Annotated in this window: 18 protein-coding genes; 12 read left to right on the plus strand and 6 right to left on the minus strand. The window is 72.1% G+C overall.

The annotated features are described in order from the left end of the window. Positions 1–372: 372 nt before the first annotated feature. A complete protein-coding gene (locus tag CW362_RS35985; protein WP_103553811.1) occupies positions 373–1,422 on the minus strand; it encodes a LacI family DNA-binding transcriptional regulator in 1,050 nt (349 codons plus the stop codon). Positions 1,423–1,720: 298 nt separating this feature from the next. Here CW362_RS35985 and CW362_RS35990 point away from each other — a divergent pair, with 298 nt between their 5' ends. The 5 genes from CW362_RS35990 to CW362_RS36010 all read left to right on the plus strand — a co-directional run bounded on the left by CW362_RS35990 (position 1,721) and on the right by CW362_RS36010 (position 9,040). Next, the gene (locus tag CW362_RS35990) at positions 1,721–2,872 is read left to right on the plus strand and encodes a Gfo/Idh/MocA family protein (protein WP_103553812.1); all 1,152 of its coding nucleotides are present in this window, start codon (positions 1,721–1,723) and stop codon (positions 2,870–2,872) included. Next, the gene (locus CW362_RS35995; protein ID WP_103553813.1) at positions 2,869–4,020 is read left to right on the plus strand and encodes a dihydrodipicolinate synthase family protein; all 1,152 of its coding nucleotides are present in this window, start codon (positions 2,869–2,871) and stop codon (positions 4,018–4,020) included. The genes CW362_RS35990 and CW362_RS35995 overlap by 4 nt, the downstream gene beginning before the upstream one ends. Further along, positions 4,017–4,847: a sugar phosphate isomerase/epimerase family protein gene (locus tag CW362_RS36000; protein WP_103553814.1), complete on the plus strand. Its 831-nt coding sequence runs from the start codon at positions 4,017–4,019 to the stop codon at positions 4,845–4,847. The genes CW362_RS35995 and CW362_RS36000 overlap by 4 nt, the downstream gene beginning before the upstream one ends. Before the next feature lie 361 nt (positions 4,848–5,208). After that, entirely contained in the window at positions 5,209–7,464 is a 2,256-nt protein-coding gene (gene recD2 / locus CW362_RS36005) for an SF1B family DNA helicase RecD2 (protein ID WP_103553815.1), read from the plus strand. 286 nt (positions 7,465–7,750) lie between these two features. After that, positions 7,751–9,040, plus strand: coding sequence for a citrate synthase (locus CW362_RS36010; RefSeq protein WP_103553816.1), 1,290 nt, complete (start codon positions 7,751–7,753; stop codon positions 9,038–9,040). 570 nt (positions 9,041–9,610) lie between these two features. Here the strand turns inward: CW362_RS36010 and CW362_RS36015 are convergent. The 3 genes from CW362_RS36015 to CW362_RS36030 form a co-directional block, all read right to left on the minus strand. Continuing rightward, a complete protein-coding gene (locus CW362_RS36015) occupies positions 9,611–11,854 on the minus strand; it encodes a heavy metal translocating P-type ATPase (protein ID WP_103553817.1) in 2,244 nt (747 codons plus the stop codon). A 91-nt stretch (positions 11,855–11,945) separates the two neighbouring features. Then, a complete protein-coding gene (locus CW362_RS36020) occupies positions 11,946–12,185 on the minus strand; it encodes a heavy-metal-associated domain-containing protein (RefSeq protein WP_103553818.1) in 240 nt (79 codons plus the stop codon). Between the two features lie 645 nt (positions 12,186–12,830). After that, a complete protein-coding gene (locus tag CW362_RS36030) occupies positions 12,831–13,511 on the minus strand; it encodes a TetR/AcrR family transcriptional regulator (protein ID WP_376450570.1) in 681 nt (226 codons plus the stop codon). A 157-nt stretch (positions 13,512–13,668) separates the two neighbouring features. Here CW362_RS36030 and CW362_RS36035 point away from each other — a divergent pair, with 157 nt between their 5' ends. Further along, positions 13,669–16,026 (plus strand): MMPL family transporter, encoded by a 2,358-nt coding sequence (locus CW362_RS36035; RefSeq protein ID WP_103553821.1) that lies wholly within the window; start codon positions 13,669–13,671, stop codon positions 16,024–16,026. Between the two features lie 42 nt (positions 16,027–16,068). Beyond that, a complete protein-coding gene (locus CW362_RS36040) occupies positions 16,069–17,112 on the plus strand; it encodes a zinc-dependent alcohol dehydrogenase family protein (RefSeq protein ID WP_103553822.1) in 1,044 nt (347 codons plus the stop codon). A gap of 19 nt (positions 17,113–17,131) precedes the next feature. Here CW362_RS36040 and CW362_RS36045 read toward each other — a convergent pair whose 3' ends face one another. Both CW362_RS36045 and CW362_RS36050 read right to left on the minus strand, forming a co-directional pair. Further along, on the minus strand, positions 17,132–17,332 hold the full coding sequence (locus CW362_RS36045; protein WP_103553823.1) for a helix-turn-helix transcriptional regulator: 201 nt from the start codon (positions 17,330–17,332) through the stop codon (positions 17,132–17,134). A 361-nt stretch (positions 17,333–17,693) separates the two neighbouring features. Beyond that, positions 17,694–18,671, minus strand: coding sequence for a sugar phosphate isomerase/epimerase family protein (locus tag CW362_RS36050; RefSeq protein ID WP_103553824.1), 978 nt, complete (start codon positions 18,669–18,671; stop codon positions 17,694–17,696). A 130-nt stretch (positions 18,672–18,801) separates the two neighbouring features. Here CW362_RS36050 and iolC point away from each other — a divergent pair, with 130 nt between their 5' ends. From iolC to CW362_RS36075, 5 genes are all read left to right on the plus strand, one after another. Further along, a complete protein-coding gene (gene iolC / locus CW362_RS36055; protein WP_103553825.1) occupies positions 18,802–19,842 on the plus strand; it encodes a 5-dehydro-2-deoxygluconokinase in 1,041 nt (346 codons plus the stop codon). Continuing rightward, a complete protein-coding gene (locus CW362_RS36060) occupies positions 19,839–20,855 on the plus strand; it encodes a Cgl0159 family (beta/alpha)8-fold protein (protein WP_240658225.1) in 1,017 nt (338 codons plus the stop codon). The genes iolC and CW362_RS36060 overlap by 4 nt, the downstream gene beginning before the upstream one ends. A 7-nt stretch (positions 20,856–20,862) precedes the next feature. Continuing rightward, positions 20,863–21,705: a 5-deoxy-glucuronate isomerase gene (iolB, locus tag CW362_RS36065; protein WP_103553826.1), complete on the plus strand. Its 843-nt coding sequence runs from the start codon at positions 20,863–20,865 to the stop codon at positions 21,703–21,705. Next, complete coding sequence (gene iolD, locus CW362_RS36070; RefSeq protein WP_103553827.1) at positions 21,702–23,609, plus strand: 3D-(3,5/4)-trihydroxycyclohexane-1,2-dione acylhydrolase (decyclizing); 1,908 nt, start codon at positions 21,702–21,704, stop codon at positions 23,607–23,609. The genes iolB and iolD overlap by 4 nt, the downstream gene beginning before the upstream one ends. Before the next feature lie 14 nt (positions 23,610–23,623). Continuing rightward, a partial coding sequence (locus tag CW362_RS36075; protein ID WP_162684344.1) for an aldehyde dehydrogenase family protein occupies positions 23,624–24,350 on the plus strand: 727 nt, incomplete at its 3' end.

Genomic DNA, 24,350 nt, shown 5'->3' on the forward strand with positions numbered 1-24,350 from the left:
GGTACATCCGCCCGCATCCGGACGGATCTCAGCGGGGTTTCGAGGCGTGCGTCGGTTCTGATCCGTCCGGCCTGCGGGCATTCGATGTACCGGCACGGCCCCTTCCGCCGGATCCCGACTGCGGGTGGGCGCTGGCTCAGGTGCGGTCCCTCGCGTGCGTGTTTTCCGTCTCCGACCAGGGAAGGGTTCGGCCCCTCACGGGCGTGGATTTCAGCCCCTCCGGCGTTTGGGGAGCGGGGTCTGGGGCGGGGTCTGGGGCGGAGCCCCAGGGGTGGGAAGGGCAGGGGCGGAGGGGGCGAGAACAAAGGGTCGAACCCCGGGGCTTCGGAAACCCCGGGCCCCGGGACCCCGGTGACCTCGCGGGAGCGGAACTCAGGTTCGGGGAACCCCCGTTGACCCCCGCACCATCAACTCCCCCCGCACCGTGGCGATCCCACCCGGCGGCGGCTCCTCGCGGCCCATGGCGATCCGCCCGGCACGGGCACCCGCCTCGGTCAGCGGCAGCCGCACGGTCGTCAGAGCGGGCACCACGTCGATGCTGAACGGCAGATCGTCGAAGCCCGCGACGGACACGTCGCCCGGGATGCGCAGCCCGGAGTCGCGCAGCGCCGCGCAGGCGCCCAGCGCCACGGTGTCGTTCGCGGCGACGACGGCCGTCAGCGACGGGTCGCGGCGCAGGAGTTCGAGCGTCGCCTCGTAACCGGACCGGCGGTCGTAGCGGCCGTGCACGGTGCGCCGCGGGTCGTCCTCGATGCCGTGGGCGTCGAGCGCGGCCCGGTGGCCCTCCAGGCGGTGGCGGGTCGTCGTGCGTTCCTCGGGGCCCGCGATGTAGCCGAGCCGCCGGTGCCCGAGGCCGATCAGGTGCTCGGTCAGCTGCCTGCCGCCGCCGCGGTTGTCGAAGGTGAGCGCGATCGCCTCGGGCGCCTCCGGCGCGGGCGGTCGCCCGCACAGCACGACCCGGGTGCCCGCCTCGTGGAGCTTGCGCAGCTTGGCGGCGACGGCGCCCGCGTGCGCCGTGTCCTCTATGGCGCCGCCGGTGAGCACGACCGCGGCGGCGCGCTGGCGCTGGAGCAGTGTGAGGTAGGTGAGCTCGCGCTCCGGGGAGCCGCCGGTGTTGCAGACGACCCCGAGCCGCTCCCCGCCCGCGCGCCCCCCGGGCCCGCCGATCTCCGACTGGATCGCCGCCGCCATGATCCCGAAGAAGGGATCGGCGATGTCGTTGACCAGGATGCCGACGAGGTCGGAGGTCGCCGCGGCCAGCGAGCTCGCCGGCCCGTTCAGCACGTAGTCCAGCTCGTCCACGGCGCGCAGCACCCGCTCGCGCGTGGAGGAGGCCACGGGGTAGTTCCCGTTCAGCACGCGCGACACCGTCGCGGGAGAGACCTGCGCGCGGGCCGCCACGTCCGCCAGGGTCACCGTCATCTCGTCGTCCTCCGGTCGCGCCTTGTCGTGCCACTTCGTACGTCGTCGTGCCCGCCCACGTCTCGTCGTACGGCGTCGAACGCGGAGTCGAAGGCCGGGTGAGCCGTTTCCCGTGGGCGGGGTCCGTGCAGACCATACGGCCATCGGCCCCCGTTGTTCGCCCCCTCGAACAACTCGTCTTCGCGGTGGTCTTGTCCATACCGCTGCACAGAGGCTAGCTTCTTCTTGCATAGAAAGCGCTTGCTGTCACGTTCACCTGGAAGCGTGCGCGGCGCCCGAGGCGTACGGAGGGAAAGACGTGACACGCAAGACGGTGCGTATCGCCATGAACGGCGTGACGGGACGCATGGGTTACCGCCAGCACCTCGTCCGTTCGGTACTCGCCCTGCGCGACCAGGGCGGCCTCGACCTCGGCGACGGCACCGTGCTGTGGCCCGAACCCGTCCTCGTCGGCCGTCGCGAGGGCGCCCTGAAGGCGCTCGCCGAGCGGCACGGACTCGCCCACTGGTCGACCGACCTGGACGCGGTGCTCGCCGACCCGTCCGTCGACCTCTACTTCGACGCCCAGGTGACCTCCGCCCGGGAGGAGGCCCTCGGGAAGGCGATCGCCGCGGGCAAGCACGTCTACACCGAGAAGCCGACCGCCACCGGGTTCGACGGAGCGCTGTCGCTGGCCCGGCTCGCGCACGCCGCGGGCGTCAGGCACGGCGTCGTCCAGGACAAGCTCTTCCTCCCCGGCCTGCTCAAGCTGAAGCGCCTGATCGACGGCGGCTTCTTCGGCCGGATCCTGTCCGTCCGCGGCGAGTTCGGCTACTGGGTCTTCGAGGGCGACTGGCAGAGCGCCCAGCGGCCCTCCTGGAACTACCGCGCCGAGGACGGCGGCGGCATCGTCGTCGACATGTTCCCGCACTGGGAGTACGTCCTGCACGAACTGTTCGGCCGCGTCACCTCGGTGCAGGCGCTCACCGCCACCCACGTCCCGCAGCGCTGGGACGAACGCGGCAAGCCCTACGACGCCACGGCCGACGACGCCGCCTACGGGATCTTCGAGCTGGAGGGCGGTGCCATCGCCCAGATCAACTCCTCCTGGGCGGTCCGCGTCCACCGCGACGAGCTCGTCGAGTTCCAGGTCGACGGCACCGAGGGCTCGGCCGTCGCCGGGCTGCGGGGCTGCCGCGTCCAGCACCGAGGTTCGACCCCCAAGCCGGTCTGGAACCCGGACGTCCCGGCCGACTGCTCCTTCCGCGACCAGTGGCAGGAGGTCCCCGACAACGCCGAGTTCGACAACGGCTTCAAGGCCCAGTGGGAGCTGTTCCTGCGGCACGTCTACGCCGACGCCCCCTACCGCTGGGACCTCCTCGCCGGCGCCCGCGGCGTCCAGCTCGCCGAACTGGGCCTGAGGTCCTCGGCCGAGGGCCGCCGCCTCGACGTCCCGGAGATCGCGCTGTGACCGTCCTGCTCCCCGGCCCCGGCGGCGGGCTGCGCTCGTACGAACCGCGCACGGAACCCCGCGCCGTCGCTCCCGGCACCCCCTTCACCTCCCGTACGGTCCTCTCCGCGGCGCACGTCGTCGCCGACCCGTTCGCCGACGCGGGCCCCGGCTCCCCGGCCGCCGTCGACTGGGACGCCACCCTCGCCTTCCGCCGTCATCTGTGGTCCCACGGGCTGGGCGTCGCCGAGGCCATGGACACCGCGCAGCGGGGCATGGGCCTGGACTGGGCGGGCGCGGCCGAACTGATCCGCCGCAGTGCCGCCGAGGCGAAGGCCGTCGGCGGCGAGATCGCCTGCGGCGCCGGCACCGACCAGATCACCGCCGGGTCGCTGCCCGAGATCCGGCGGGCGTACGAGGAACAGCTCGCCCTCGTCGAGGAGTCGGGCTCCCGGGCGATCCTGATGGCGTCCCGCGCGCTGGCCGCGACCGCTTCCGGCCCCGAGGACTACCTGGAGGTCTACGGCCACCTGCTGCGCCAGGCCGCACAACCGGTGATCCTGCACTGGCTCGGCCCCATGTTCGACCCGGCGCTGGAGGGCTACTGGGGCTCGGCCGACCTCGACGCGGCCACCGAGGTGTTCCTGGACGTCATCGCGGCCCACCCCGACAAGGTCGACGGCATCAAGGTGTCACTGCTGGACGCCGGACGCGAGGTCGCCCTGCGCCGCCGCCTGCCCGACGGCGTCCGCTGCTACACGGGCGACGACTTCCACTACCCCGAACTGATCGCGGGTGACGAACGGGGGTTCAGCCACGCCCTGCTCGGCGTCTTCGACCCGCTGGGCCCCCTGGCCGCCGAGGCCGTCCGGGTCCTGGACACCGGAGACACGGCGGGCTTCCGGGAGATCCTGGACCCGTCCGTGGAGCTGGCCCGGCACCTCTTCGAGCCCCCGACCCGCTTCTACAAGACGGGCGTCGTCCTGCTGGCCTGGCTCGCGGGTCACCAGGAGCACTTCGCGATGGTGGGCGGCCTACAGACGGCGCGCTCCCTGCCGCACCTCGCCCGCGCCTACGAACTGGCCGACCGGCTGGGCCTGTTCCCGGACCCGGAACGCGCCGAGACCCGGATGAAGACCCTGCTCGCCCTGTACGGAGTGTCCTCATGAGCGGCCTCGCCCGTCTCTCCGTCAACCAGATGACGGTCAAACAGCTGTCGATCCCCGAACTGGTCGAGGGCTGCCTCGAACTGGGTGTTCCCGGGGTCGGTCTGTGGCGCGAACCCGTGCGTTCGTACGGGCTCGAGGCCACCGCACGACTCGTCCGCGAGGCGGGTCTCGCCGTCACCACCCTGTGCCGGGGCGGCTTCCTCACCGCACTCGACCCGGCGGAGCGGGCGCGCGCGCTCGACGACAACCGGGCCGCCGTCGACGAGGCCGCGACCCTCGGCACCGACACCCTCGTCCTGGTCTCCGGCGGTCTGCCGCCCGGATCGAAGGACCTCCACGGCGCCCGTGAGCGCATCGCCGACGCGCTCGGCGAACTGGGCCCGTACGCCGCCTCCCGCGGGGTGCGGCTCGCCGTCGAACCGCTCCACCCCATGTACGCGGCCGACCGCTGTGTGGTCTCCACCCTCACCCAGGCCCTGGACCTCGCGGAACGCTTCCCCGCCGACCAGGTGGGCGTCACCGTCGACACGTACCACCTGTGGTGGGACGACACGGCCCCCGCCCAGATCGCCCGCGCGGGAGCGGGCGGGCGCATCCACGGCTTCCAGCTCGCCGACTGGGTCACCCCGCTTCCCGAGGGCGTCCTCGTCGGCCGCGGCCAGCTCGGCGACGGCTCGGTCGACTTCCGGGCGTGGCGCGGCCTGGTCGAGGCGGCGGGCTACACCGGGCCCGTCGAGGTCGAACTCTTCAACGAGAAGCTGTGGGCCCGGGACGGGCGCGAGGTGCTGGCGGAGACGGTGGCACGGTTCTCGGAGCACGCCGGGTAGCGTTCCGCATCGCCGCCGGGCGGCTGTCGGGCGGCCGCCGCGGCTCCGCCGGACCGCCTGGGGAACCGGTCCTGACCTGCGGCGATCCTCCCCTTCCCGACCGGTGGAAAAAATCTTCGGAAGTTCGTGCAACCCTTCCGCACCCTTGCGGGTCGTACGTGGCATCAGGACCTTTGGAGGGGGATCCGGGGGGATCGCGGGGGTTCTGGTACGGGAGGGGAAACCGAGGGGCCCGGTCGACGGACCGGGCCCCTCGAAACGTTCTCGGGCCCGGGAGGGCCCGAAGTCCTCCGCGGGTCCCGGAGGAACGAGTCGTCCACAGCGCCGGAGCGCTGTCGGTGGCGGGCGGTACGGTCGGATCATGAGCGATCAGGCGGGGGCCGCCAAGGCGGGCGAGCGGCGACTGGCCACGCTGGAAGGCGTGCTCGAACGCATCACGTACGCCAACGAGGAGAACGGATACACGGTCGCCCGGGTCGACACCGGCCGGGGCGCCGGCGATCTGCTCACCGTCGTCGGCGCCCTCCTCGGTGCCCAGGTCGGCGAGTCGCTGCGCATGGAGGGCCGTTGGGGCTCCCACCCGCAGTACGGCAAGCAGTTCACCGTGGAGAACTACACGACGGTGCTCCCGGCCACCGTCCAGGGCATCCGCCGCTACCTCGGCTCCGGTCTGGTCAAGGGCATCGGACCGGTCTTCGCCGACCGCATCACCGAGCACTTCGGCCTGGACACCCTGCGGATCATCGAGGAGGAGCCGAAGCGGCTCATCGAGGTCCCGGGACTCGGACCCAAGCGCACGAGGAGGATCGCCGACGCCTGGGAGGAGCAGAAGGCGATCAAGGAGGTCATGCTCTTCCTCCAGACCGTGGAGGTGTCCACCTCCATCGCGGTCCGTATCTACAAGAAGTACGGCGACGCCTCCATCTCGGTCGTGAAGAACCAGCCCTACCGCCTGGCGGCCGACGTGTGGGGCATCGGCTTCCTCACCGCCGACAAGATCGCCCAGTCCGTCGGCATCCCGCACGACAGCCCGGAGCGCGTCAAGGCCGGCCTCCAGTACGCCCTGTCGCAGTCCGCCGACCAGGGCCACTGCTACCTCCCCGAGGAGCGGCTGATCGCGGACGCGGTGAAGCTGCTCCAGGTGGACACCGGCCTGGTCATCGAGTGCCTCGCCGAGCTGGCGGCCCCTCCGGAGGAGGGCGAGGACCCCGGTGTCGTACGGGAGAAGGTGCCGGGCCCGGACGGCGGCGACCCGGTGACGGCCGTCTATCTCGTCCCCTTCCACCGTGCCGAACTCTCGCTCGCCGCGCAGCTGCTGCGCCTGCTGCGCGGCGAGGGGGACCGGATGCCCGGCTTCCGTGACGTGGCCTGGGACAGGGCGCTGACCTGGCTGAAGGGGCGTACGGGTGCGGAGCTGGCCCCCGAACAGGAGGCAGCGGTCCGGCTCGCGCTCACCGAGAAGGTCGCCGTGCTGACCGGGGGGCCGGGCTGCGGCAAGTCGTTCACGGTCCGCTCGATCGTGGAGCTGGCCCGCGCCAAGGGGGCCAAGGTCGTCCTCGCGGCGCCCACCGGCCGCGCCGCCAAGCGCCTGGCGGAGCTGACCGGAGCCGAGGCCTCCACCGTGCACCGGCTTCTGGAGCTCAAACCGGGCGGCGACGCGGCCTACGACAGGGACCGCCCGCTGGACGCCGACCTGGTCGTCGTGGACGAGGCCTCCATGCTCGACCTCCTGCTCGCCAACAAGCTGGTCAAGGCGGTGTCCCCGGGCGCGCACCTGCTCTTCGTCGGTGATGTCGACCAGCTTCCGAGCGTCGGCGCGGGCGAGGTGCTGCGCGATCTGCTCGCCGAGCGGGGTCCGATCCCCGCGGTGCGCCTCACCAAGGTCTTCCGCCAGGCCCAGCAGTCCGGGGTGGTGACCAACGCGCACCGGATCAACTCCGGGCAGCACCCCCTCACCGACGGCATGAAGGACTTCTTCCTCTTCGTCGAGGACGACACCGAGGAGGCCGGGCGGCTCACCGTGGACGTGGCGGCCCGGCGGATTCCGGCCAGGTTCGGGCTGGACCCCCGCCGGGACATCCAGGTCCTCGCCCCCATGCACCGGGGCCCGGCCGGCGCCGGCCACCTGAACGGGCTGCTCCAGCAGGCCATCACCCCCGGCCGCCCGGACGTCGCCGAGAAGCGGTTCGGCGGCCGTGTCTTCAGGGTCGGCGACAAGGTCACCCAGATCCGCAACAACTACGACAAGGGCGAGAACGGCGTCTTCAACGGCACCGTGGGCGTCGTCACCTCCCTCGACACGGTCGAACAGCGGCTCATGGTGCGCACCGACGAGGACGAGGAGGTGCCCTACGAATTCGACGAGCTGGACGAGCTGGCCCACGCCTACGCGGTGACCATCCACCGTTCCCAGGGCAGCGAGTACCCGGCGGTGGTGATCCCGGTGACCACGGGCGCCTGGATGATGCTCCAGCGCAATCTGCTCTACACGGCGGTCACCCGGGCCAAGAAGCTGGTCGTCCTCGTCGGTTCGCGCAAGGCGATAGGGCAGGCGGTGCGTACGGTGTCCGCGGGACGCCGGTGCACGGCTCTGGACTTCCGGCTCTCCGGCTCGTGAACCACCGCCTCCCACCGAGGTGGAGGGACCCTCTCGGGGGGCCGAACGGGGCCTTTCGGGCACGGACGCGACCCGTCGCAAAAAAATGATCGATCAAACGAGTCATGTGGGTCACAGAAGCCTTCCGGTTGCGCGGCGAACGGGGCAGGATGAGCAGATTGACGGCACTGAGTGCCGCCATTGGGCCCAACGGCCGACCCCGAGTGCACTCTCCAGGGCCAAATGGGGGATGGTAGAGGCAGTCAGGGCACCTCGAAGAAGAGGCACAAAGTCGGTGAGGGATGACGTGAGCGACAACTCTGTAGTACTGCGGTTCGGCGATGGCGAGTACACCTACCCGGTGATCGACAGCACCGTCGGCGACAAGGGCTTCGACATCGGCAAGCTCCGCGCCCAGACCGGTCTGGTGACGCTGGACAGCGGGTACGGCAACACCGCCGCGTATAAATCCGCGATCACCTATCTCGACGGTGAGCAGGGCATCCTCCGCTACCGCGGCTACCCGATCGAGCAGCTGGCCGAGCGGTCCACCTTCCTGGAGGTGGCCTACCTGCTGATCAACGGCGAGCTCCCGAACGTCGACGAGCTCTCCACCTTCAAGAACGAGATCACGCAGCACACCCTGCTGCACGAGGACGTCAAGAACTTCTACCGGGGCTTCCCGCGCGACGCCCACCCGATGGCGATGCTCTCGTCGGTCGTCTCGGCGCTGTCGACCTTCTACCAGGACAGCCACAACCCGTTCGACGAGAAGCAGCGCAACCTCTCCACCATCCGGCTGCTCGCCAAGCTCCCGACGATCGCGGCCTACGCGTACAAGAAGTCGGTCGGCCACCCCTTCGTCTACCCGCGCAACAACCTCGGGTACGTCGAGAACTTCCTGCGCATGACCTTCTCGGTCCCCGCCCAGGACTACGAGCTCGACCCGGTCGTCGTCTCCGCGCTCGACAAGCTGCTGATCCTGCACGCGGACCACGAGCAGAACTGTTCGACCTCCACCGTGCGTCTGGTCGGCTCCTCGCAGGCGAACATGTTCGCCTCGATCTCCGCCGGCATCTCCGCCCTGTGGGGCCCGCTGCACGGCGGCGCCAACCAGTCCGTCCTGGAGATGCTCGAGGGCATCCAGGCCAACGGCGGCGACGTCGACTCCTTCATCCGCAAGGTGAAGAACAAGGAGGACGGCGTCCGCCTGATGGGCTTCGGCCACCGGGTGTACAAGTCCTTCGACCCGCGCGCGAAGATCATCAAGGCCGCCGCGCACGACGTCCTGTCCGCTCTCGGCAAGTCCGACGAGCTGCTGGACATCGCCCTGAAGCTGGAGGAGCACGCGCTCTCCGACGAGTACTTCGTCGCGCGCAACCTCTACCCGAACGTCGACTTCTACACCGGCCTGATCTACCGCGCCATGGGCTTCCCGACCGAGATGTTCACGGTCCTGTTCGCCCTCGGCCGGCTGCCGGGCTGGATCGCCCAGTGGCACGAGATGATCAAGGAGCCCGGCTCCCGCATCGGCCGCCCGCGCCAGATCTACACGGGTGTCGTCGAGCGCGACTTCGTGCCGGTCGAGGCCCGCTGAGGCACCCACGCGACCACCGGGTTCCGACACGGGGCCCGGTGAACCCGTAGAGCGCGAAAAACGGAAAGCGCCCTGCTACTGGTCCCCCCACGGGCCGGTAGTCAGGGCGCTTTCCTTGTCCCGGTACGGATTCCCCCCACGGGATCCGGCCGGGCGTCTGTGGACAGCGCCTGAATCGCTGTGTGCCGGCACGGGGCCGGCGGTGGAGCCGGGCGAGCGGAGCTCGCCGTACTGCGGTGCGATCTGCCGGGACGCGTACGGATCGGGAGGGCCGCTCAAAGCTCCCCGCTGTACGTGCCCCGGCGACGCAATTTCCGGGAACGTCCCCCAAGACATCCCCAGATGCCAGTCGCGCCCCCCAAGACGCTTCTGACATCGCCAACTTAGACTGACGAACCCCTTCGGTGGTTACATTCACATCACTGTGATCTGAGTCTCTTGCATATGTCCTGAATATAGGCAAGAGCCCCGATACGGAAATCGAGGACCAAGCGTAAGGAAGATGCGCGAGCCTTGTGAAGAGCTTATGTGAGGCTCCCGTTGGACTCTAGGGGGACTCATGCCCTGTCGTCACGCGAATGCTCTCAGTCGAAGGCTGTTCGTGACCACGAAGACCGACGAGAAGGCCATCGCGGCTCCCGCGATCATGGGGTTCAGCAGGCCGGCGGCGGCCAGCGGAAGCGCCGCCACGTTGTAGCCGAAGGCCCAGACGAGGTTTCCCTTGATCGTCGACAACGTGGCGCGTGCCAGCCGGATCGCGTCCGCGGCCACCCGCAGGTCCCCGCGCACGAGCGTCAGGTCGCCCGCCTCGATCGCCGCGTCCGTCCCGGTGCCCATCGCGAGGCCCAGGTCGGCGGTGGCGAGCGCCGCCGCGTCGTTCACCCCGTCGCCGACCATCGCGACGGTGCGCCCCTCGTTCCGCAGCCGTTCGACCACGGCGACCTTGTCCTCGGGCAGCACCTCGGCGATCACGTAGGCCGGGCCGATGTCGACCTCCCGTGCCACGGCCTCGGCCACCGCCCGGTTGTCCCCGGTCAGCAGCATCGGCGTGAGCCCGAGGCCGCGCAGTTCGCGCACGGCCTCGGCGCTGGTCTCCTTGACCGTGTCGGCGACGGCCAGCACGCCCGTCGGCGTGCCGTCCAGGGAGACCACGACGGCCGTGCGGCCCGCCGCCTCGGCCGCGTTCTTCGCGTCCGCAAGCGTTGCCGGGAGCGCGCCCGGGAACCGGCCGACGGTGACGTCACGGCCGTCCACCCGCCCGCGCACGCCCCGCCCCGGCACGTTCTCGAAGTGCTCCGGGGCGGGAAGGCCGCCGACGCGCTCCTGAGCGCCTGTCGCGATCGCTCGGGCAACCGGGTGCTCGGAGGCGTGTTCAAGGGCTCCGGCGAGCCGCAGGACGTCTTCCTCGGCCCGTCCCGGGGCGACGTACACCTCGTGCAGGCTCATGCGGCCCGTCGTCACCGTGCCGGTCTTGTCCAGGAGGACGGTGTCGACGCGGCGGGTGGACTCCAGGATCTCGGGCCCCTTGATCAGGATGCCGAGCTGGGCGCCGCGGCCCGTGCCGACCATCAGGGCGGTCGGGGTGGCCAGGCCGAGCGCGCACGGGCAGGCGATGATCAGCACCGCGACGGCGGCGGTGAAGGCCGCGACCGTGTCCCCGGTGGCCGCGATCCACACCGCGAAGGTGCCGAGCGCGATCAGCAGGACGACGGGCACGAAGACCCCGGAGATCCGGTCGGCGAGCCGCTGCACCTCGGCCTTGCCGTTCTGCGCGTCCTCCACGAGCCGGGCCATCCGCGCGAGCTGGGTGTCCGCGCCGATCCGGGTGGCCTCGACGACGAGCCGGCCCCCGGCGTTCACGGTCGCACCGGTGACGGCGTCCCCGGCGCCCACGTCCACCGGCACCGATTCGCCGGTCAGCATGGACGCGTCCACGGCCGAGGTGCCCTCGACGACGGTCCCGTCGGTGGCGATCTTCTCGCCGGGCCGGACGACGAAGCGGTCGCCGACCGCCAGCTGCGCCACCGGCAGGCGGACCTCACGGCCGTCCCGCAGGACGCCGACGTCCTTGGCTCCGAGTTCCAGGAGCGCCCGCAGCGCCGCTCCCGCGCGCCGCTTGGAGCGGGCCTCCAGGAAGCGTCCGAGCAGGATGAACGCGACGACGCCCGCGGCGACCTCCAGGTAGAGCGTGGAGGTCCCGTCCGTGCGGGAGACGGTGAACTCGAAGCCGTGCCGCATGCCCGGCATCCCCGCGTCGCCGAAGAACAGCGCCCACAGGGACCAGCCGAACGCGGCGAGGGTGCCGACCGAGACCAGGGTGTCCATGGTGGCCGCGCCGTGCCGCGCGTTCGTCAGGGCGGCCCGGTGGAAGGGCAGCCCGCCCCACACCACGACGGGCGCGGCGAGCGTCAGCGAGAGCCACTGCCAGTTGTCGAACTGGAGGGCGGGGATCATCGACATGAGCACGACGGGCAGGGCGAGCACCGCGGAGACGGTCAGCCGCTCGCGCAGGGCGGCCGTCTCGGGATCGTCGGCGGCGGGAGGCGTCTCCTCCTCGGCCGGTGCGGGCGGCGGGGGCTCCTCGGCGGTGTACCCCGTCCTCACCACGGTGGCGATCAGGTCGGCGACCCCCACCCCCTCGGGGTAGGAGATCTTGGCCTTCTCCGTCGCGAAGTTGACGGTGGCGGTGACGCCGTCCATGCGGTTGAGCTTCTTCTCGACGCGGGCCGCGCAGGAGGCACAGGTCATCCCGCCGATCGAGAGCTCGACTTCCGAGGTCGTGCCTATCGGCGTCTCGGGTGCTGCGGTGGTCATGGTGCGGCTCCAGGAAGAGGCCGGGGCGCGCGGAGCCGGTATCAGCCGGTCGGCGCGGCCCGGTGCGGAGAAGGAGAGCTGCGGGACTCGCTCAGGCCGTGCCGACGAGCTCGAAGCCCGCCTCGTCGACGGCGGCGCGGACGGCGCTCTCGTCGAGCGCGGCCGCGGAGACGACGGTGACCTCGCCGGTGGAGGCGACGGCCTTCACGGAGCTCACGCCGGGGATCGCGGAGATCTCGCCGCTGACGGAGCCTTCGCAGTGTCCGCAGCTCATGCCGCTCACCTGGTAGACGGTGGTGACGGAACCCGGGGTGCCGGTCTGGGCGGTCATGGCGTTACTCCTCGTCGAGGCGTTCTGGGACGTGCGTGTGCCGGAGGGATCCCCGGGAACCCAGGGTTCTCCTCCATGCTCACCACACTATACCCCTAGGGGGTATTTCTCCAAGCGAGGGCGCGGCGCGCCGGAGGGTGGGTCGGGGGCGCGGAGGCGGCGGGACGACGGGGGTGGGTGGTGACGGGGTGACGGGGGTGGGGGAGCCGTCGGCCGGGGTCGGGGCCGGGGGCGGGGGCGACGGCTGGGCGGTGGTGTGCGTGGCGGCCGTGGCCGACGCGGCCGACGCCCGGCCCGGGGTGATGTCCGGGCGGCGTTTCCGGAGGCGGCGGGGGTCCGGCGGCGGGGCCCGCCGCGGCCGGGGAGTTGCGGACCCGGGGCGTGTCCGCCGACTGGTTCCGGGGCGTGGCCGTCCCCTTTGTCCCCGGGGGTTGACCTGTGGGTTCGGGCGGGGGATCCGCGGGTCCGGCGCGTCGGGGCGGTCATGGGCGTGCGGCGGTGGGGGGCTGGGCGAGGAGGAGGGGGTGCTGCGCGAGGAGGGGGACGGGTCGGTGTCGTGGATCGCTGATCGATTCGCCCGGACCTCGTGGCGCGCGTCCTCCGTGTCGCGGGACGGAGCGCAGGTGCCGCCCCGTCCGGCGCGGCTCAGCGGGCGGCGGGCGACCCGCTGTCGAGCAGCGGCTCCAGGTAGCGGTGCATGACCGTCTTCAGTTCCGCGATGTAGGCGTCCCGCTCGGCGCCCTCGTGGGACATGACCAGGGTGAGGCCGGCCTTGAACAGGTGGACCGCCATGTTCGCGGTGCGGGTGCGCTCGTCCGCGGGGAGCTCGGGCAGGCGGGCCCCGATCATCTCCTCGACGCGGGCGAGCATGGTGCCGTGCAGGGTGCCGATCTCCTCGACGATCACGCCCGGGGTGTCGGCCCCGTGCATCAGGACGGCGAAGGACGGGTTCTCGACGTTGAACGCGATCAGCGGGTCGAGGACCGCGTCGAGCATCCGGTCCAGCGGGAGGTCCGCGTTCTCGCGGGCGAGCGCCTGCCCGTGCGACTGGGCCCAGTGGTCGAGCAGCTGGTCGCTGAGGCCGACCGCGATGGCCTCCTTGTTCGGGAAGAACTGGTAGAGCGTGCCGGGCGACACGCCCGCCTCGCGGGCGATGGCGTTGGTGCTCGCCGCGGTGTAGCCGGTCCGGCAGAACACCGAGGCCGCCGCTTCCAGGAGCTGGGCGACGCGGCGCTCGCCGCGGGCCTGGCGGCGGCGCGGTCGGTCCTCGGTCTGCTGCGCTCGCTCCGACGGCTCCTTCGTCTGCTGCTTCTCGGGCACGGTGATCCCCAGCTTCTCGGGACGCGATTGACAAACGCGAGCGGTCACTCGCATTCTTGAAAAACGCGAGCGACGTCTCGTGTTTGCCAGTCTATGGCAATGGGCGATCCATGATGCCTGCACGGACGCGGGTCATCGGGTCACGGTGAGGGGACACCGCATCATGTCCGAAGTCGACGGCGCGGACGACGGGGCCGGCGGGGGCCAGGGCGGGGGCAGGGGTACGGACTCGGGTCCGGCCCCGGACGGAGGCACGGGCGGAGGTACGGGCGGGGAGGCGCGCCTCGGCGGCTGGACCCGGTTCGTGACCGCGCGGCCACGGCTCTCCCTGCTCGTCGCCCTCCTGCTGACCGCGCTCGCCGTGGTCGCCGGCAGCGGGGTCGCGGACCGGCTGGGCAGCGGCGGCTGGGAGGACCCGACCGCGCAGTCCACGTACGCGACCAAGGCGCTGGAGCGGGAGTTCCCCGCCTCGCAGCCCAATCTGCTGCTCCTCCTCGACGCGGGCCGCTCCTCGGTCGACGACCCCGCGGTCGCCGCCGAGGCCGAGCGGATCGCGGCGCGTCTGGCCGCCGAGCACGGCGTCACCGGCGTCGGTTCGTACTGGCGGTCCGGCTCACCCGCGCTGAGGGCGGGCGACGGCCACGAAGCGCTGATCGCCGCCCGGCTCACCGGCGACGAGACGGCCGCGGCCGACACCCTGGACCGCCTCGTGCCCGCCTACCGGGGGAGGAGCGGTCCCGTGGAGGTCCGGGTCGGCGGACCGGTCGCCGTGCGGCACGAGATGCAGACGACCATCAAGGAGGACCTCACCCGGGCCGAGATGATCGCCCTTCCGGTCACCCTCCTGCTGCTGGTCATGGTCTTCGGGAGCGCCGTCGCGGCCCTGCTCCCGCTCGGGGTCGGGATCGTCGCGATCCTCGGCACCAACGCCGTGCTGCGCGCGCTCACCGAGGTCACGGACGTCTCGGTCTTCGCGATGAACCTGACGACGGCCCTCGGTCTCGGTCTCGCCATCGACTACGCGCTGTTCATCGTCCGCAGGTTCCGCGAGGAACTGGCCGGCGGCGCCCCGCCGCGGGCCGCGATCGGTGTCACCCTGCGCACCGCGGGCCGCACCGTTCTCTTCTCCTCCCTCACGGTCGCCGTGTCGCTGGCCGCGATGCTGGTCTTCCCCCAGTACTTCCTGCGCTCCTTCGCCTACGCGGGCATCGCCGTCGTGCTGCTCGCCGCGGCCGCCGCGCTGATCCTGCTCCCGGCCGCGCTGATGCTCCTCGGTGACCGGGTCAACTCCCTGGATCTGCGGCGTCTGTTCCGGCGCGGAAGGCCGGACCCCGCCGACGGAGGCGCCGTCTGGGGCCGCATGGCCTCCCTCGTCATGCGCAGGGCACCGCTCTTCGCGGTGGCCACCACGGCCGGCCTCGTGGTCCTCGGACTGCCCTTCCTGGGTGTGAAGTTCGGTACGGCCGACGACCGGCAGCTTCCCTCGGGCGCGGAGTCGCACATCGTCCAGCAGCACATCCGCGACGGCTTCCCGGGCAGTCCCGGCGGCGCCCTGGAGGTCCTGGCCGAGGGGTCCGCCACCGAGACCGAGTACGCCCGGTACAAGGAGCGGATCGCGGACCTGCCCGAGGTGCTGCGCGTGGACGGACCTCTGGTGAAGGGCGACACCGCGTACTTCTCGGTGCTGCCGAAGGGCGAGGCCGTGGACGAGGGGGCCCAGCGGCTGGTGGGCGAACTCCGGTCGGCGGACGCTCCGTTCGACACCTCCGTGACCGGCACGGCGGCCGTCCTGGTCGACTCCAAGCACGCGATAGCCGACCGGCTGCCGTGGGCGGCCGCCTTCATCGCGATCGTCACCCTGTTCCTGGTGTTCCTGCTGACGGGCAGCGTGCTGATCCCGCTCCAGGCGGTCCTGCTCAACGCGCTCAGTCTGACCGCGATGTTCGGCGCGGTGGTCTGGGTCTTCCAGGACGGCCATCTCTCCGGCCTCCTCGACTTCACCAGCTCCGGCTCGATCGAGACGACCCTCCCGGTCCTGATGTTCTGCGTCGCCTTCGGCCTCTCCATGGACTACGGCGTCTTCCTCCTCTCGCGCATCAAGGAGGAGTACGACCACAGCGGCGACCACCGGGAGGCGGTCCGCTTCGGACTCCAGCGCACCGGGGGACTGATCACCGCGGCCGCGGTCATCCTCGCGGTGGTGATGGTCGCGATCGGCACCTCCAGGGTGGCCAACACCAAGATGCTCGGACTGGGCGTCGCGCTCGCCGTCCTGATGGACGCGATGGTCGTCCGCAGTCTGCTGGTACCGGCCGTCATGCGGCTGACGGGCCGGGCCACCTGGTGGGCTCCCGGACCCCTGCGGCGCTTCCACGACCGGTTCGGCCTCAGCGAGGGGGAGACCCCGGAGCCGGCCCCGGAGGCCGGACCGATCTCGGACGAGGTGCCGGGGGCGGCACCGGAGTCGGAGTCGGCACCGGCGGTGGAGCCCGGAAGGGACAGGGCCGAGGCGCGCGGATAGCGTTTCCGCGGGAGCTGATCTCCGAGCGGAGGGCGGGAGCCGATGCGGGCAGTGGTGTTCGAGCGGTACGGGGAGCCGGCCGAGGTACGGGAGGTGGCGGACCCGGCGCCCGCGGAGCACGGAGTGGTGGTGCGGGTCGAGGCCACGGGACTGTGCCGGAGCGACTGGCACGGCTGGATGGGCCACGACCCGGACATCACGCTGCCGCACGTGCCGGGCCATGAACTGGCCGGAGTGATCGAGGCGGTGGGCGCCCGGGTGACCGGCCACCGTCCCGGCGACCGGGTCACCGTCCCGTTCGTCTGTGCCTGCGGGAGCTGTCCCGCCTGCGCGGCGGGCGACCAGCAGGTGTGCGAGCGGCAGACCCAGCCGGGGTTCACGCACTGGGGCTCCTTCGCCCAGTACGTGGCACTCGACCACGCCGAGGTGAACCTGGTCCCGGTGCCGCCGGAGCTGTCCTTCGCCACGGCGGCCTCGCTGGGCTGCCGGTTCGCCACGGCGTTCCGCGCGGTGGTCGCCCAGGGAAGGACCGCTCCGGGGGAGTGGGTCGCGGTGCACGGCTGCGGTGGCGTCGGCCTCTCGGCGGTGATGATCGCGGCGGCTTCCGGCGCACGGGTCGTGGCCGTCGACGTGTCACCGGCGGCGCTCGATCTGGCGCGGAAGTTCGGAGCGGCGGAGTGCGTGGACGCCTCCGCCGTGGCGGACCCGGCGCAGGCGGTCCGTGAACTGACCGGCGGTGGCGCGCACGTGTCGCTGGACGCCCTCGGATCGCCCGGCACCTGCGCGGCCTCGGTGAACGGCCTGCGCCGTCGCGGCCGGCACGTCCAGGTCGGGCTGCTGCCCTCGCCGACGGGCGTCACCCCGGTCCCGATGGCCCGGGTGATCGCCCTCGAACTCGAACTCCTCGGCAGCCACGGAATGGCGGCCCACGCCTACCCGCCCCTGCTGGAACTGGTCCGCGCCGGAGTGCTCCGCCCCGACCTCCTCGTGACCTCCACCATCGCGCTGGACGCCACGCCGTCCGCCCTGGCCGCCATGGGATCGGCTCCCGGGGCGGGGGCGACGGTCATCGAGCCGTGGGTGTGAGGGACCGGGCCGGATCCGGTCAACTGCCCTTGCGGCTCCGGTTTCCCGGGCGGGAGGCGACCCAGGCACGGACGGTGTCGGCGTACCAGTAGGGCTTTCCGGACTCGACGTGATCGGGCGGCGGCAGCAGCCCGTGCTTGCGGTAGGACCGGACGGTGTCCGGCTGCACCTTGATGTGCGCGGCGATCTCCTTGTACGACCAGAGTCCGCGGTCGGTCATGAGTGGCACCTCCCCGCGCGCGCCGCGGCGGCGGCCTGGGACGGCCGTCGGGGGAGCCGGGCGCTGCGCTGGTGATCACAAAGCCTGTGCCCGGTGAACGACGCAGCGTGAGCGCTGGACCGTGACTGTCGACCGGGTGTGACGCAAGACTCGCGTATACGCGACATGTGTGACACAGGCGTGTTTTTTGTGACACGAGTGACGCATTTGGTGGCAACGGGGCGTAGGCGCGCGGACTTTCGGCGGCCGCCCGGCGTCCGACGGGGTCGCCCGGCAGGCCCGGCAGGCGTGGCAGGCGTGAAGGGTCACCGGGCTCCGGGCGTCCGTGAGTCCGGGTTCCGTACGTCCGGGGGCGTGGGCGTCAGGCCCCGCAGGACCTCAGGAACGCCCGGGTGCGCCGGGCGATCGGCAGCGGCTTGTCCGGCGGACACGGGTACATGTCCTGCTCGACGATCGCGAAGAGTTCGACGCCGAGGTCCTGCGCGGCGGCGAGGACGGGCTCCAGCGCCGGTACGCCGGAGGGCGGTTCGCACATCACGCCGCGCGCGACGGCGGGCCCGAACGGCAGCTCCTCCGCCCGCACCCCGGCCAGCACCCGCGGGTCCACCTGCTTGAGGTGGAGGTAGCCGATGCGTTCGCCGTACGTCTCGATGAGCTTGACGCTGTCGCCGCCGCAGTAGGCGTAGTGGCCCGTGTCCAGGCAGAGCGACACCAGGGAGGAGTCGGTCGCGTCGAGGAAGCGGGTGACGTTCTCCTCGCTGTCGATGTGCGTGTCGGCGTGCGGATGGACGACGACCCGCAGTCCGTAGCGCTCGCGCACCTCATGGGCGAGCCGTTCGGTCTGGGTGGCCAGATGGCGCCACTGGGCCGGCGTCAGCACGCTGTCCTCCAGCACCGCCCCGGTCTTGTCGTCCCGCCAGAAGGCCGGGATGACCACGAGATGACCGGCGCCCACCGCCCGGGCGAGCGCCGCGATCTCCGAGACGTGCGCCCAGGTGGACTCCCACACCTCGGGGCCCCGGTGCAGCCCGGTGAAGACCGTGCCCGCCGAGACGCCGAGCCCGCGCCGCGCGGTCTCCTCGCGGAGGACGTCCGGATCGGTGGGCAGATAGCCGTACGGGCCGAGCTCGATCCACTCGTAGCCGGACTCGGAGACCTCGTCGAGGAAGCGCCGCCAGGGGACCTGTAGGGGGTCGTCGGGGAACCAGACGCCCCAGGAGTCGGGAGCCGAACCGATCCGGATGCGCGAGAGTGAGGACGGAGGTGACGACCGCGGTGACGACTTCGGCGAGGGCCCGGGGGATGGCTGCGGCGATGACTGAGGCGGCAACGACGTCATGGGCGCCAGCTTCCGGCGGCTCCGGAGAGGTGTCAAGTCCTGGTCCGAATGTCTGGACAAAACGTTGACAGGCTCCCTCCGCGAGGCTAGACCTGGGGGCAGCCGCAGGGACCGCGCGGAAGGGAACTCGATGGCGTACGAGCTGATCACCATGGGGCGGATCGGTGTGGACCTCTACCCGTTGCAGACGGGGGTCCCGCTGTCCCGGGTGACCTCCTTCGGCAAGTTCCTCGGCGGCTCGGCGGCCAATGTCGCGGTGGCGGCCGCGCGGCTCGGACGGCGTACCGCCGTCGTCACCCGAACGGGTGCGGATCCCTTCGGAACCTATCTGCACGAGGCGTTGCGCGACTTCGGCGTCGACGACCGCTGGGTCACCGCGGTACCGGGACTGCCGACCCCGGTCACCTTCTGCGAGGTCTTCCCGCCGGACGACTTCCCGCTGTACTTCTACCGGCAGCCCAAGGCCCCCGACCTGGAGATCCACGCCCACGAACTCGACCTGGACGCCGTGCGCGACGCCCGCGTCCTCTGGGTGACGGGCACGGGACTGAGCGCCGAGCCCAGCCGAACGGCCACCCTCGCCGCGCTGGCCCACCGGGCCCGCTCCGGCACGACGGTCTTCGACCTCGACTGGCGGCCCATGTTCTGGGAAAGCACAGCCTGGAAAGACACGGCCCGGGAAGACACGGCCCGGGAAGGCACGGCCCGGGAAGGCACGGCCCGGACGAACACGGCCCAGCAGGACCTCGCCTCCGCGCGCGCCGTCTACGAAGAGGCCCTGCGCCACGCCACCGTCGCCGTCGGCAACGTCGACGAGGTCGAGATCGCCACGGGGGAGCGCGAGCCGCACGCCGCTGCCGCCGCCCTCCTCGAGGCCGGCGTCGAACTCGCCGTGGTGAAACAGGGACCCAAGGGCGTCCTCGCCGTCCACCGCGACGGGACCACCGCAGAGGTCCCGCCCCTGCCGGTCGAGGTCCTCAACGGACTCGGCGCGGGCGACGCGTTCGGCGGCTCCCTCTGCCACGGACTGCTCGCCGGCTGGGACCTGGAGAAGACCGTGCGCCACGCGAACGCGGCGGGCGCCATCGTCGCCTCCCGCCTGGAGTGCTCCTCCGCGATGCCCGCCCCGCACGAGATCGAGCGGGCCCTCGCCGCCGGAGCGGTGCGATGAGGGCGGGCCACGTCGGGGGAGCCCGTCACGAGCGGGGCGGCGACGCGCCCCCGCCCGCCGGAGCGTCCGCCGGACCGCTCACCGCCACCCCCGTCGCCCCCACCGCCTACGACCGCCTGCGTCCCGCGTCCCCCCGCGTCGACGTCTCCGCCCTCGTCAGGACCCGCGCGCGTCACCCCGAGGCGATCGCGGAGGCCGCCGCCCGCCGGGCGCGCCGGCCGCTGGTCGACGGCTCCGGGCGGCTGATGATCGTCGCCGCGGACCACCCGGCGCGCGGCGTGCTGGCCGTCGGCGACCGGAAGCTGGCCATGGCGGGGCGCGCCGATCTGCTGGAGCGGCTGTGTCTCGCGCTCTCCCGCCCCGGGGTCGACGGCGTGCTCGCCACCGCCGACATACTCGACGACCTGCTGCTGCTCGGAGTGCTCGACGGCAAGGTGGTCATCGGGTCCATGAACCGGGGCGGACTCGCGGGTTCCGTCTTCGAGATGGACGACCGGTTCACCGGCCACCGCCCGAGGGACATCGAACGGCTCGGTTTCGACGCCGGCAAACTGCTGCTGCGCATCGACTACGACGATCCCGGGTCGCTGCGCACCCTGGAGTCCGCCGCCCGGGTGATGGACGACATGGCCGAACGGCGACTCCCGGTCTTCGTCGAACCGTTCCTCTGCCGTCGCCGGGACGACGGCACCCTGCGCAACGATCTGAGCGCCGAGGCCGTCACCAGGTCCATCGCCATCGCCGGCGGCCTGGGCGGCAGTTCGGCGTACACCTGGCTGAAGGTCCCCGTCACCGAGAACCCCGATGACATGGCCCGGGTCATGGAGACCTCCACGCTGCCCGCCGTCCTGCTCGGCGGCGATGTCGGCGAGGACCAGGAGGGCGCGTACGAGAAGTGGCGCGGGGCGCTCCAACTCCCCACCGTGCAGGGCCTGGTGGTGGGCCGTTCGCTGCTGTACCCCGCGGACGGCGATGTCGCCGCGGCCGTGGACACCGCCGTAGGACTTCTGTGAGGGCCGCATGACTCGTCCGAGCAACGGGCTGTACGTGCCCAGGGGCACCGCCGCCGACGCCCACTACGCCCTCGACATCGACCCCGAACGGGCGGGATGGACCCACAGCAGCCTGCGGATCGTGGAGCTGGCACCCGGCGGCACCCATACGTTCACCACCGGGGACAGCGAGTGGATCGTGCTCCCGCTCGGCGGCGGCTGCACGGTGCGCACCAAAGACGGTACGGAAGAGGAGGAGTTCCAACTCCTGGGCAGAGGGAGCGTGTTCGACGGAGTCTCCGACTTCGCGTACGTTCCCCGTGAGGCCCGGGCCCAGATCGCCTCCGGCGCGGGAGGCCGCTTCGCCCTGGCAGGAGCGAAGTGCGAGCGTCGACTCCCCGCCCGCTACGGCCCCGCGCCGGAGGTCCCCGTCGAAGACCGCGGCAGCGGCACCTGCGCCCGCGAGGTGCGCAACTTCGCCGCCGCGGACGTCTTCGACTGCGACCGGCTCATCGCCGTGGAAGTGATCACCCCCGGAGGCAACTGGTCCTCGTACCCGCCGCACAAGCACGACGAGGACCTGCCCGGCGTCGAGTCCCGGCTGGAGGAGATCTACTACTTCGAGATCGACGGACCGGGCGGTTTCGGCTACCAGCGGGTGTTCCCCTCCCGCGAGGGCGGTTCGGACGTCCTCGCCGAGGTCCGCACCGGCGACGCCGTCCTCGTCCCCGACGGGTGGCACGGCCCGTCCATCGCCCAGCCCGGTCACACCATGTACTACCTGAACGTCATGGCGGGTCCGGGCGGGGACAGGGAGTGGCGGATCCGTTTCCACCCGGAGCACGCGAGGAGCACAGGGGGATACCGATGACCTCGACGACGAGGCTGACGGTCGCGCAGGCGCTGGTGCGGTTCCTGGCCGCGCAGTACACGGAACGGGACGGCGCCCGCCGCCGGCTGATCGGCGCCGTCTGGGGCATCTTCGGCCACGGGAACGTCGCCGGGATCGGCCAGGCGCTCGTCGAGCACTCCACGGTGCCCGCCGGGGACACACACCCCGTGATGCCCTTCCACCAGGGGCGCAACGAACAGGCCATGGTGCACGCGGCCGTCGGCTACGCCCGTCAGTGCGGCCGGCTCTCCACGCACGCCGTGACCACCTCCATCGGGCCCGGCGCCACCAACCTCGTCACCGGCGCCGCGCTCGCCACCGTCAACCACCTGCCGGTGCTGCTCCTGCCCGGGGACGTCTTCGCGGCCCGTCCCGCCGACCCGGTGCTCCAGCAGCTGGAGGTCCCCTTCGCCGGGGACGTCTCGGTCAACGACTGTCTGCGCCCGGTGTCGAGGTACTTCGACCGGATCACCCGTCCCGAGGCCCTGATCCCCGCCGCCCTCCAGGCGATGCGGGTGCTCACCGACCCCGTCGACACCGGCGCCGTCACGCTCGCGCTGCCCCAGGACGTGCAGGCCGAGGCGTACGACTGGCCCGGGGAGTTCTTCGCCGAGCGGACCTGGACCGTGCGCCGCCAGGCCCCCGACGCCGGAGAGCTGGCCCGCGCCGCCGCCGCGGTCCGCGCGGCCCGGCGTCCGCTGGTCGTCGCGGGCGGCGGCGTGCACCACAGCCGCGCCGAGGAGGCGCTCGCCGCGTTCGCCTCGGCCACCGGCATCCCCGTCGCCTCCACCCAGGCGGGCAAGGGCTCGCTGCGCTGGGACCACCCGCAGGACGTCGGCGGCATCGGCCACACCGGCACGGCGACCGCCGACGACCTCGCCCGCACCGCCGACCTGGTGATCGGCGTCGGCACCCGCTACACCGACTTCACCACCGCCTCGGGCACGCTGTTCGCGGCCCCGGACGTCCGCTTCCTCAACCTCAACGTCGCCCCGTACGACGGCCACAAGCTCGCCGGTCTCCCGCTGATCGCCGACGCCCGCGCCGGTCTCGAAGCGCTCGCCGGGGCGTTGCCGGCGCACCGCCACCGAGCGGAGCCCGCGTACGTCACCGAGTACACGGACGGCAAGGAACGCTGGGAACACCGCGTCGACACGGCCTACGAGGCCGAGGACGCCGACGTCCGGCCCACCCAGCCGCAGGTCCTCGGCGTCCTCGACGAGCTGGTCACCGAGGACGACATCCTGATCAACGCGGCCGGTTCGCTCCCCGGTGACCTGCACAAGCTGTGGCGGGCGCGCTCGCGGGACCAGTACCACGTCGAGTACGGCTATTCGTGCATGGGCTACGAGATCCCGGCCGCGATCGGGGTGCGGATGGCGGCCCCGGACCGGCCCGTGTGGGCGCTGGTCGGCGACGGCACGTACCTGATGATGCCGACCGAGATCGTCACCGCCGTCCAGGAGGGCGTCGCGATCAAGGTGGTCGTCCTCCAGAACCACGGGTACGCGTCGATCGGCGGCCTCTCGGAGTCCGTGGGCGGCGAGCGGTACGGCACGGCGTACCGCCGTCTGGCCGCGGACCGTACCTACACGGGGGTGCCGCTGCCGGTGGACCTCGCGGCCAACGCGGCCAGTCTGGGTATGCGGGTCCTGCGCGCGGGAACCGTGCGCGACCTGCGGGCGGCCCTCGCCGAGGCACGCGCGGCGGACACTCCCACTTGTGTCTACGTGGAGACCGAAACGGCAGACACAGTGTCGGGCGCGCCCCCGGCGCAGGCCTGGTGGGATGTACCCGTGGCCGAGACCGCGACCCGACCGTCGGCGGTCAAGGCCCGCGAGGAGTACGACCGGCACGTCGCCGCCCGACGACGCCATCTGTGAAGGAGTGCATGGCCATGACGAAGACCGTCGACCACTGGATCGGTGGCAAGTCCGTCGAGGGGGCGTCGGGTACGTACGGGCCGGTCACCGACCCGGCGACCGGCGCCGTGACCACGCGCGTCGCGTTCGCGACCGTCGACGAGGTCGACGCCGCGGTCGCCGCCGCGAAGGACGCCTACGCGACCTGGGGCCAGTCCTCGCTGGCCCGCAGGACCGCGATCCTCTTCAAGTTCCGCGCCCTGCTCGACGCCCACCGCGACGACATCGCCGCCCTGATCACCGCCGAGCACGGCAAGGTGCACTCGGACGCGCTCGGCGAGGTCGCCCGCGGCCTGGAGATCGTCGAGCTGGCCTGCGGGATCACGACGCAGCTCAAGGGCGAGCTGTCGACCGAGGTGGCCTCCCGGGTCGACGTGTCCTCGATCCGCCAGCCGCTGGGCGTCGTCGCGGGCATCACGCCGTTCAACTTCCCGGCCATGGTCCCGATGTGGATGTTCCCGATCGCCATCGCCTGCGGCAACACCTTCGTCCTCAAGCCCTCGGAGAAGGACCCGTCGGCCGCCATGAAGCTCGCCGAGCTGCTGGCCGAGGCGGGTCTGCCCGACGGGGTCTTCAACGTCGTGCACGGTGACAAGGTGGCCGTCGACCGGCTCCTGGAGCACCCGGACGTCGCCGCGGTGTCCTTCGTGGGCTCGACGCCGATCGCCCGGTACATCCACACCACCGCCTCCGCGAACCACA

It is taken from the genome of Streptomyces populi (assembly GCF_002911015.1).
GTDB classification, from domain to species: domain Bacteria; phylum Actinomycetota; class Actinomycetes; order Streptomycetales; family Streptomycetaceae; genus Streptomyces; species Streptomyces populi.

Bases quoted from the DNA above. Each gene is read 5' to 3' on its own strand.
- CW362_RS36050 (WP_103553824.1), bottom strand. From the start codon at position 18,671: ATGACGTCGTTGCCGCCTCAGTCATCGCCGCAGCCATCCCCCGGGCCC.
- iolC (WP_103553825.1), top strand. From the start codon at position 18,802: ATGGCGTACGAGCTGATCACCATGGGGCGGATCGGTGTGGACCTCTAC.
- CW362_RS36045 (WP_103553823.1), bottom strand. From the start codon at position 17,332: ATGACCGACCGCGGACTCTGGTCGTACAAGGAGATCGCCGCGCACATC.
- CW362_RS36015 (WP_103553817.1), bottom strand. From the start codon at position 11,854: ATGACCACCGCAGCACCCGAGACGCCGATAGGCACGACCTCGGAAGTC.
- CW362_RS36035 (WP_103553821.1), top strand. From the start codon at position 13,669: ATGTCCGAAGTCGACGGCGCGGACGACGGGGCCGGCGGGGGCCAGGGC.
- CW362_RS36020 (WP_103553818.1), bottom strand. From the start codon at position 12,185: ATGACCGCCCAGACCGGCACCCCGGGTTCCGTCACCACCGTCTACCAG.
- recD2 (WP_103553815.1), top strand. From the start codon at position 5,209: ATGAGCGATCAGGCGGGGGCCGCCAAGGCGGGCGAGCGGCGACTGGCC.
- CW362_RS36000 (WP_103553814.1), top strand. From the start codon at position 4,017: ATGAGCGGCCTCGCCCGTCTCTCCGTCAACCAGATGACGGTCAAACAG.
- iolD (WP_103553827.1), top strand. From the start codon at position 21,702: ATGACCTCGACGACGAGGCTGACGGTCGCGCAGGCGCTGGTGCGGTTC.
- CW362_RS36060 (WP_240658225.1), top strand. From the start codon at position 19,839: ATGAGGGCGGGCCACGTCGGGGGAGCCCGTCACGAGCGGGGCGGCGAC.
- CW362_RS35985 (WP_103553811.1), bottom strand. From the start codon at position 1,422: ATGACGGTGACCCTGGCGGACGTGGCGGCCCGCGCGCAGGTCTCTCCC.
- CW362_RS36040 (WP_103553822.1), top strand. From the start codon at position 16,069: ATGCGGGCAGTGGTGTTCGAGCGGTACGGGGAGCCGGCCGAGGTACGG.
- iolB (WP_103553826.1), top strand. From the start codon at position 20,863: ATGACTCGTCCGAGCAACGGGCTGTACGTGCCCAGGGGCACCGCCGCC.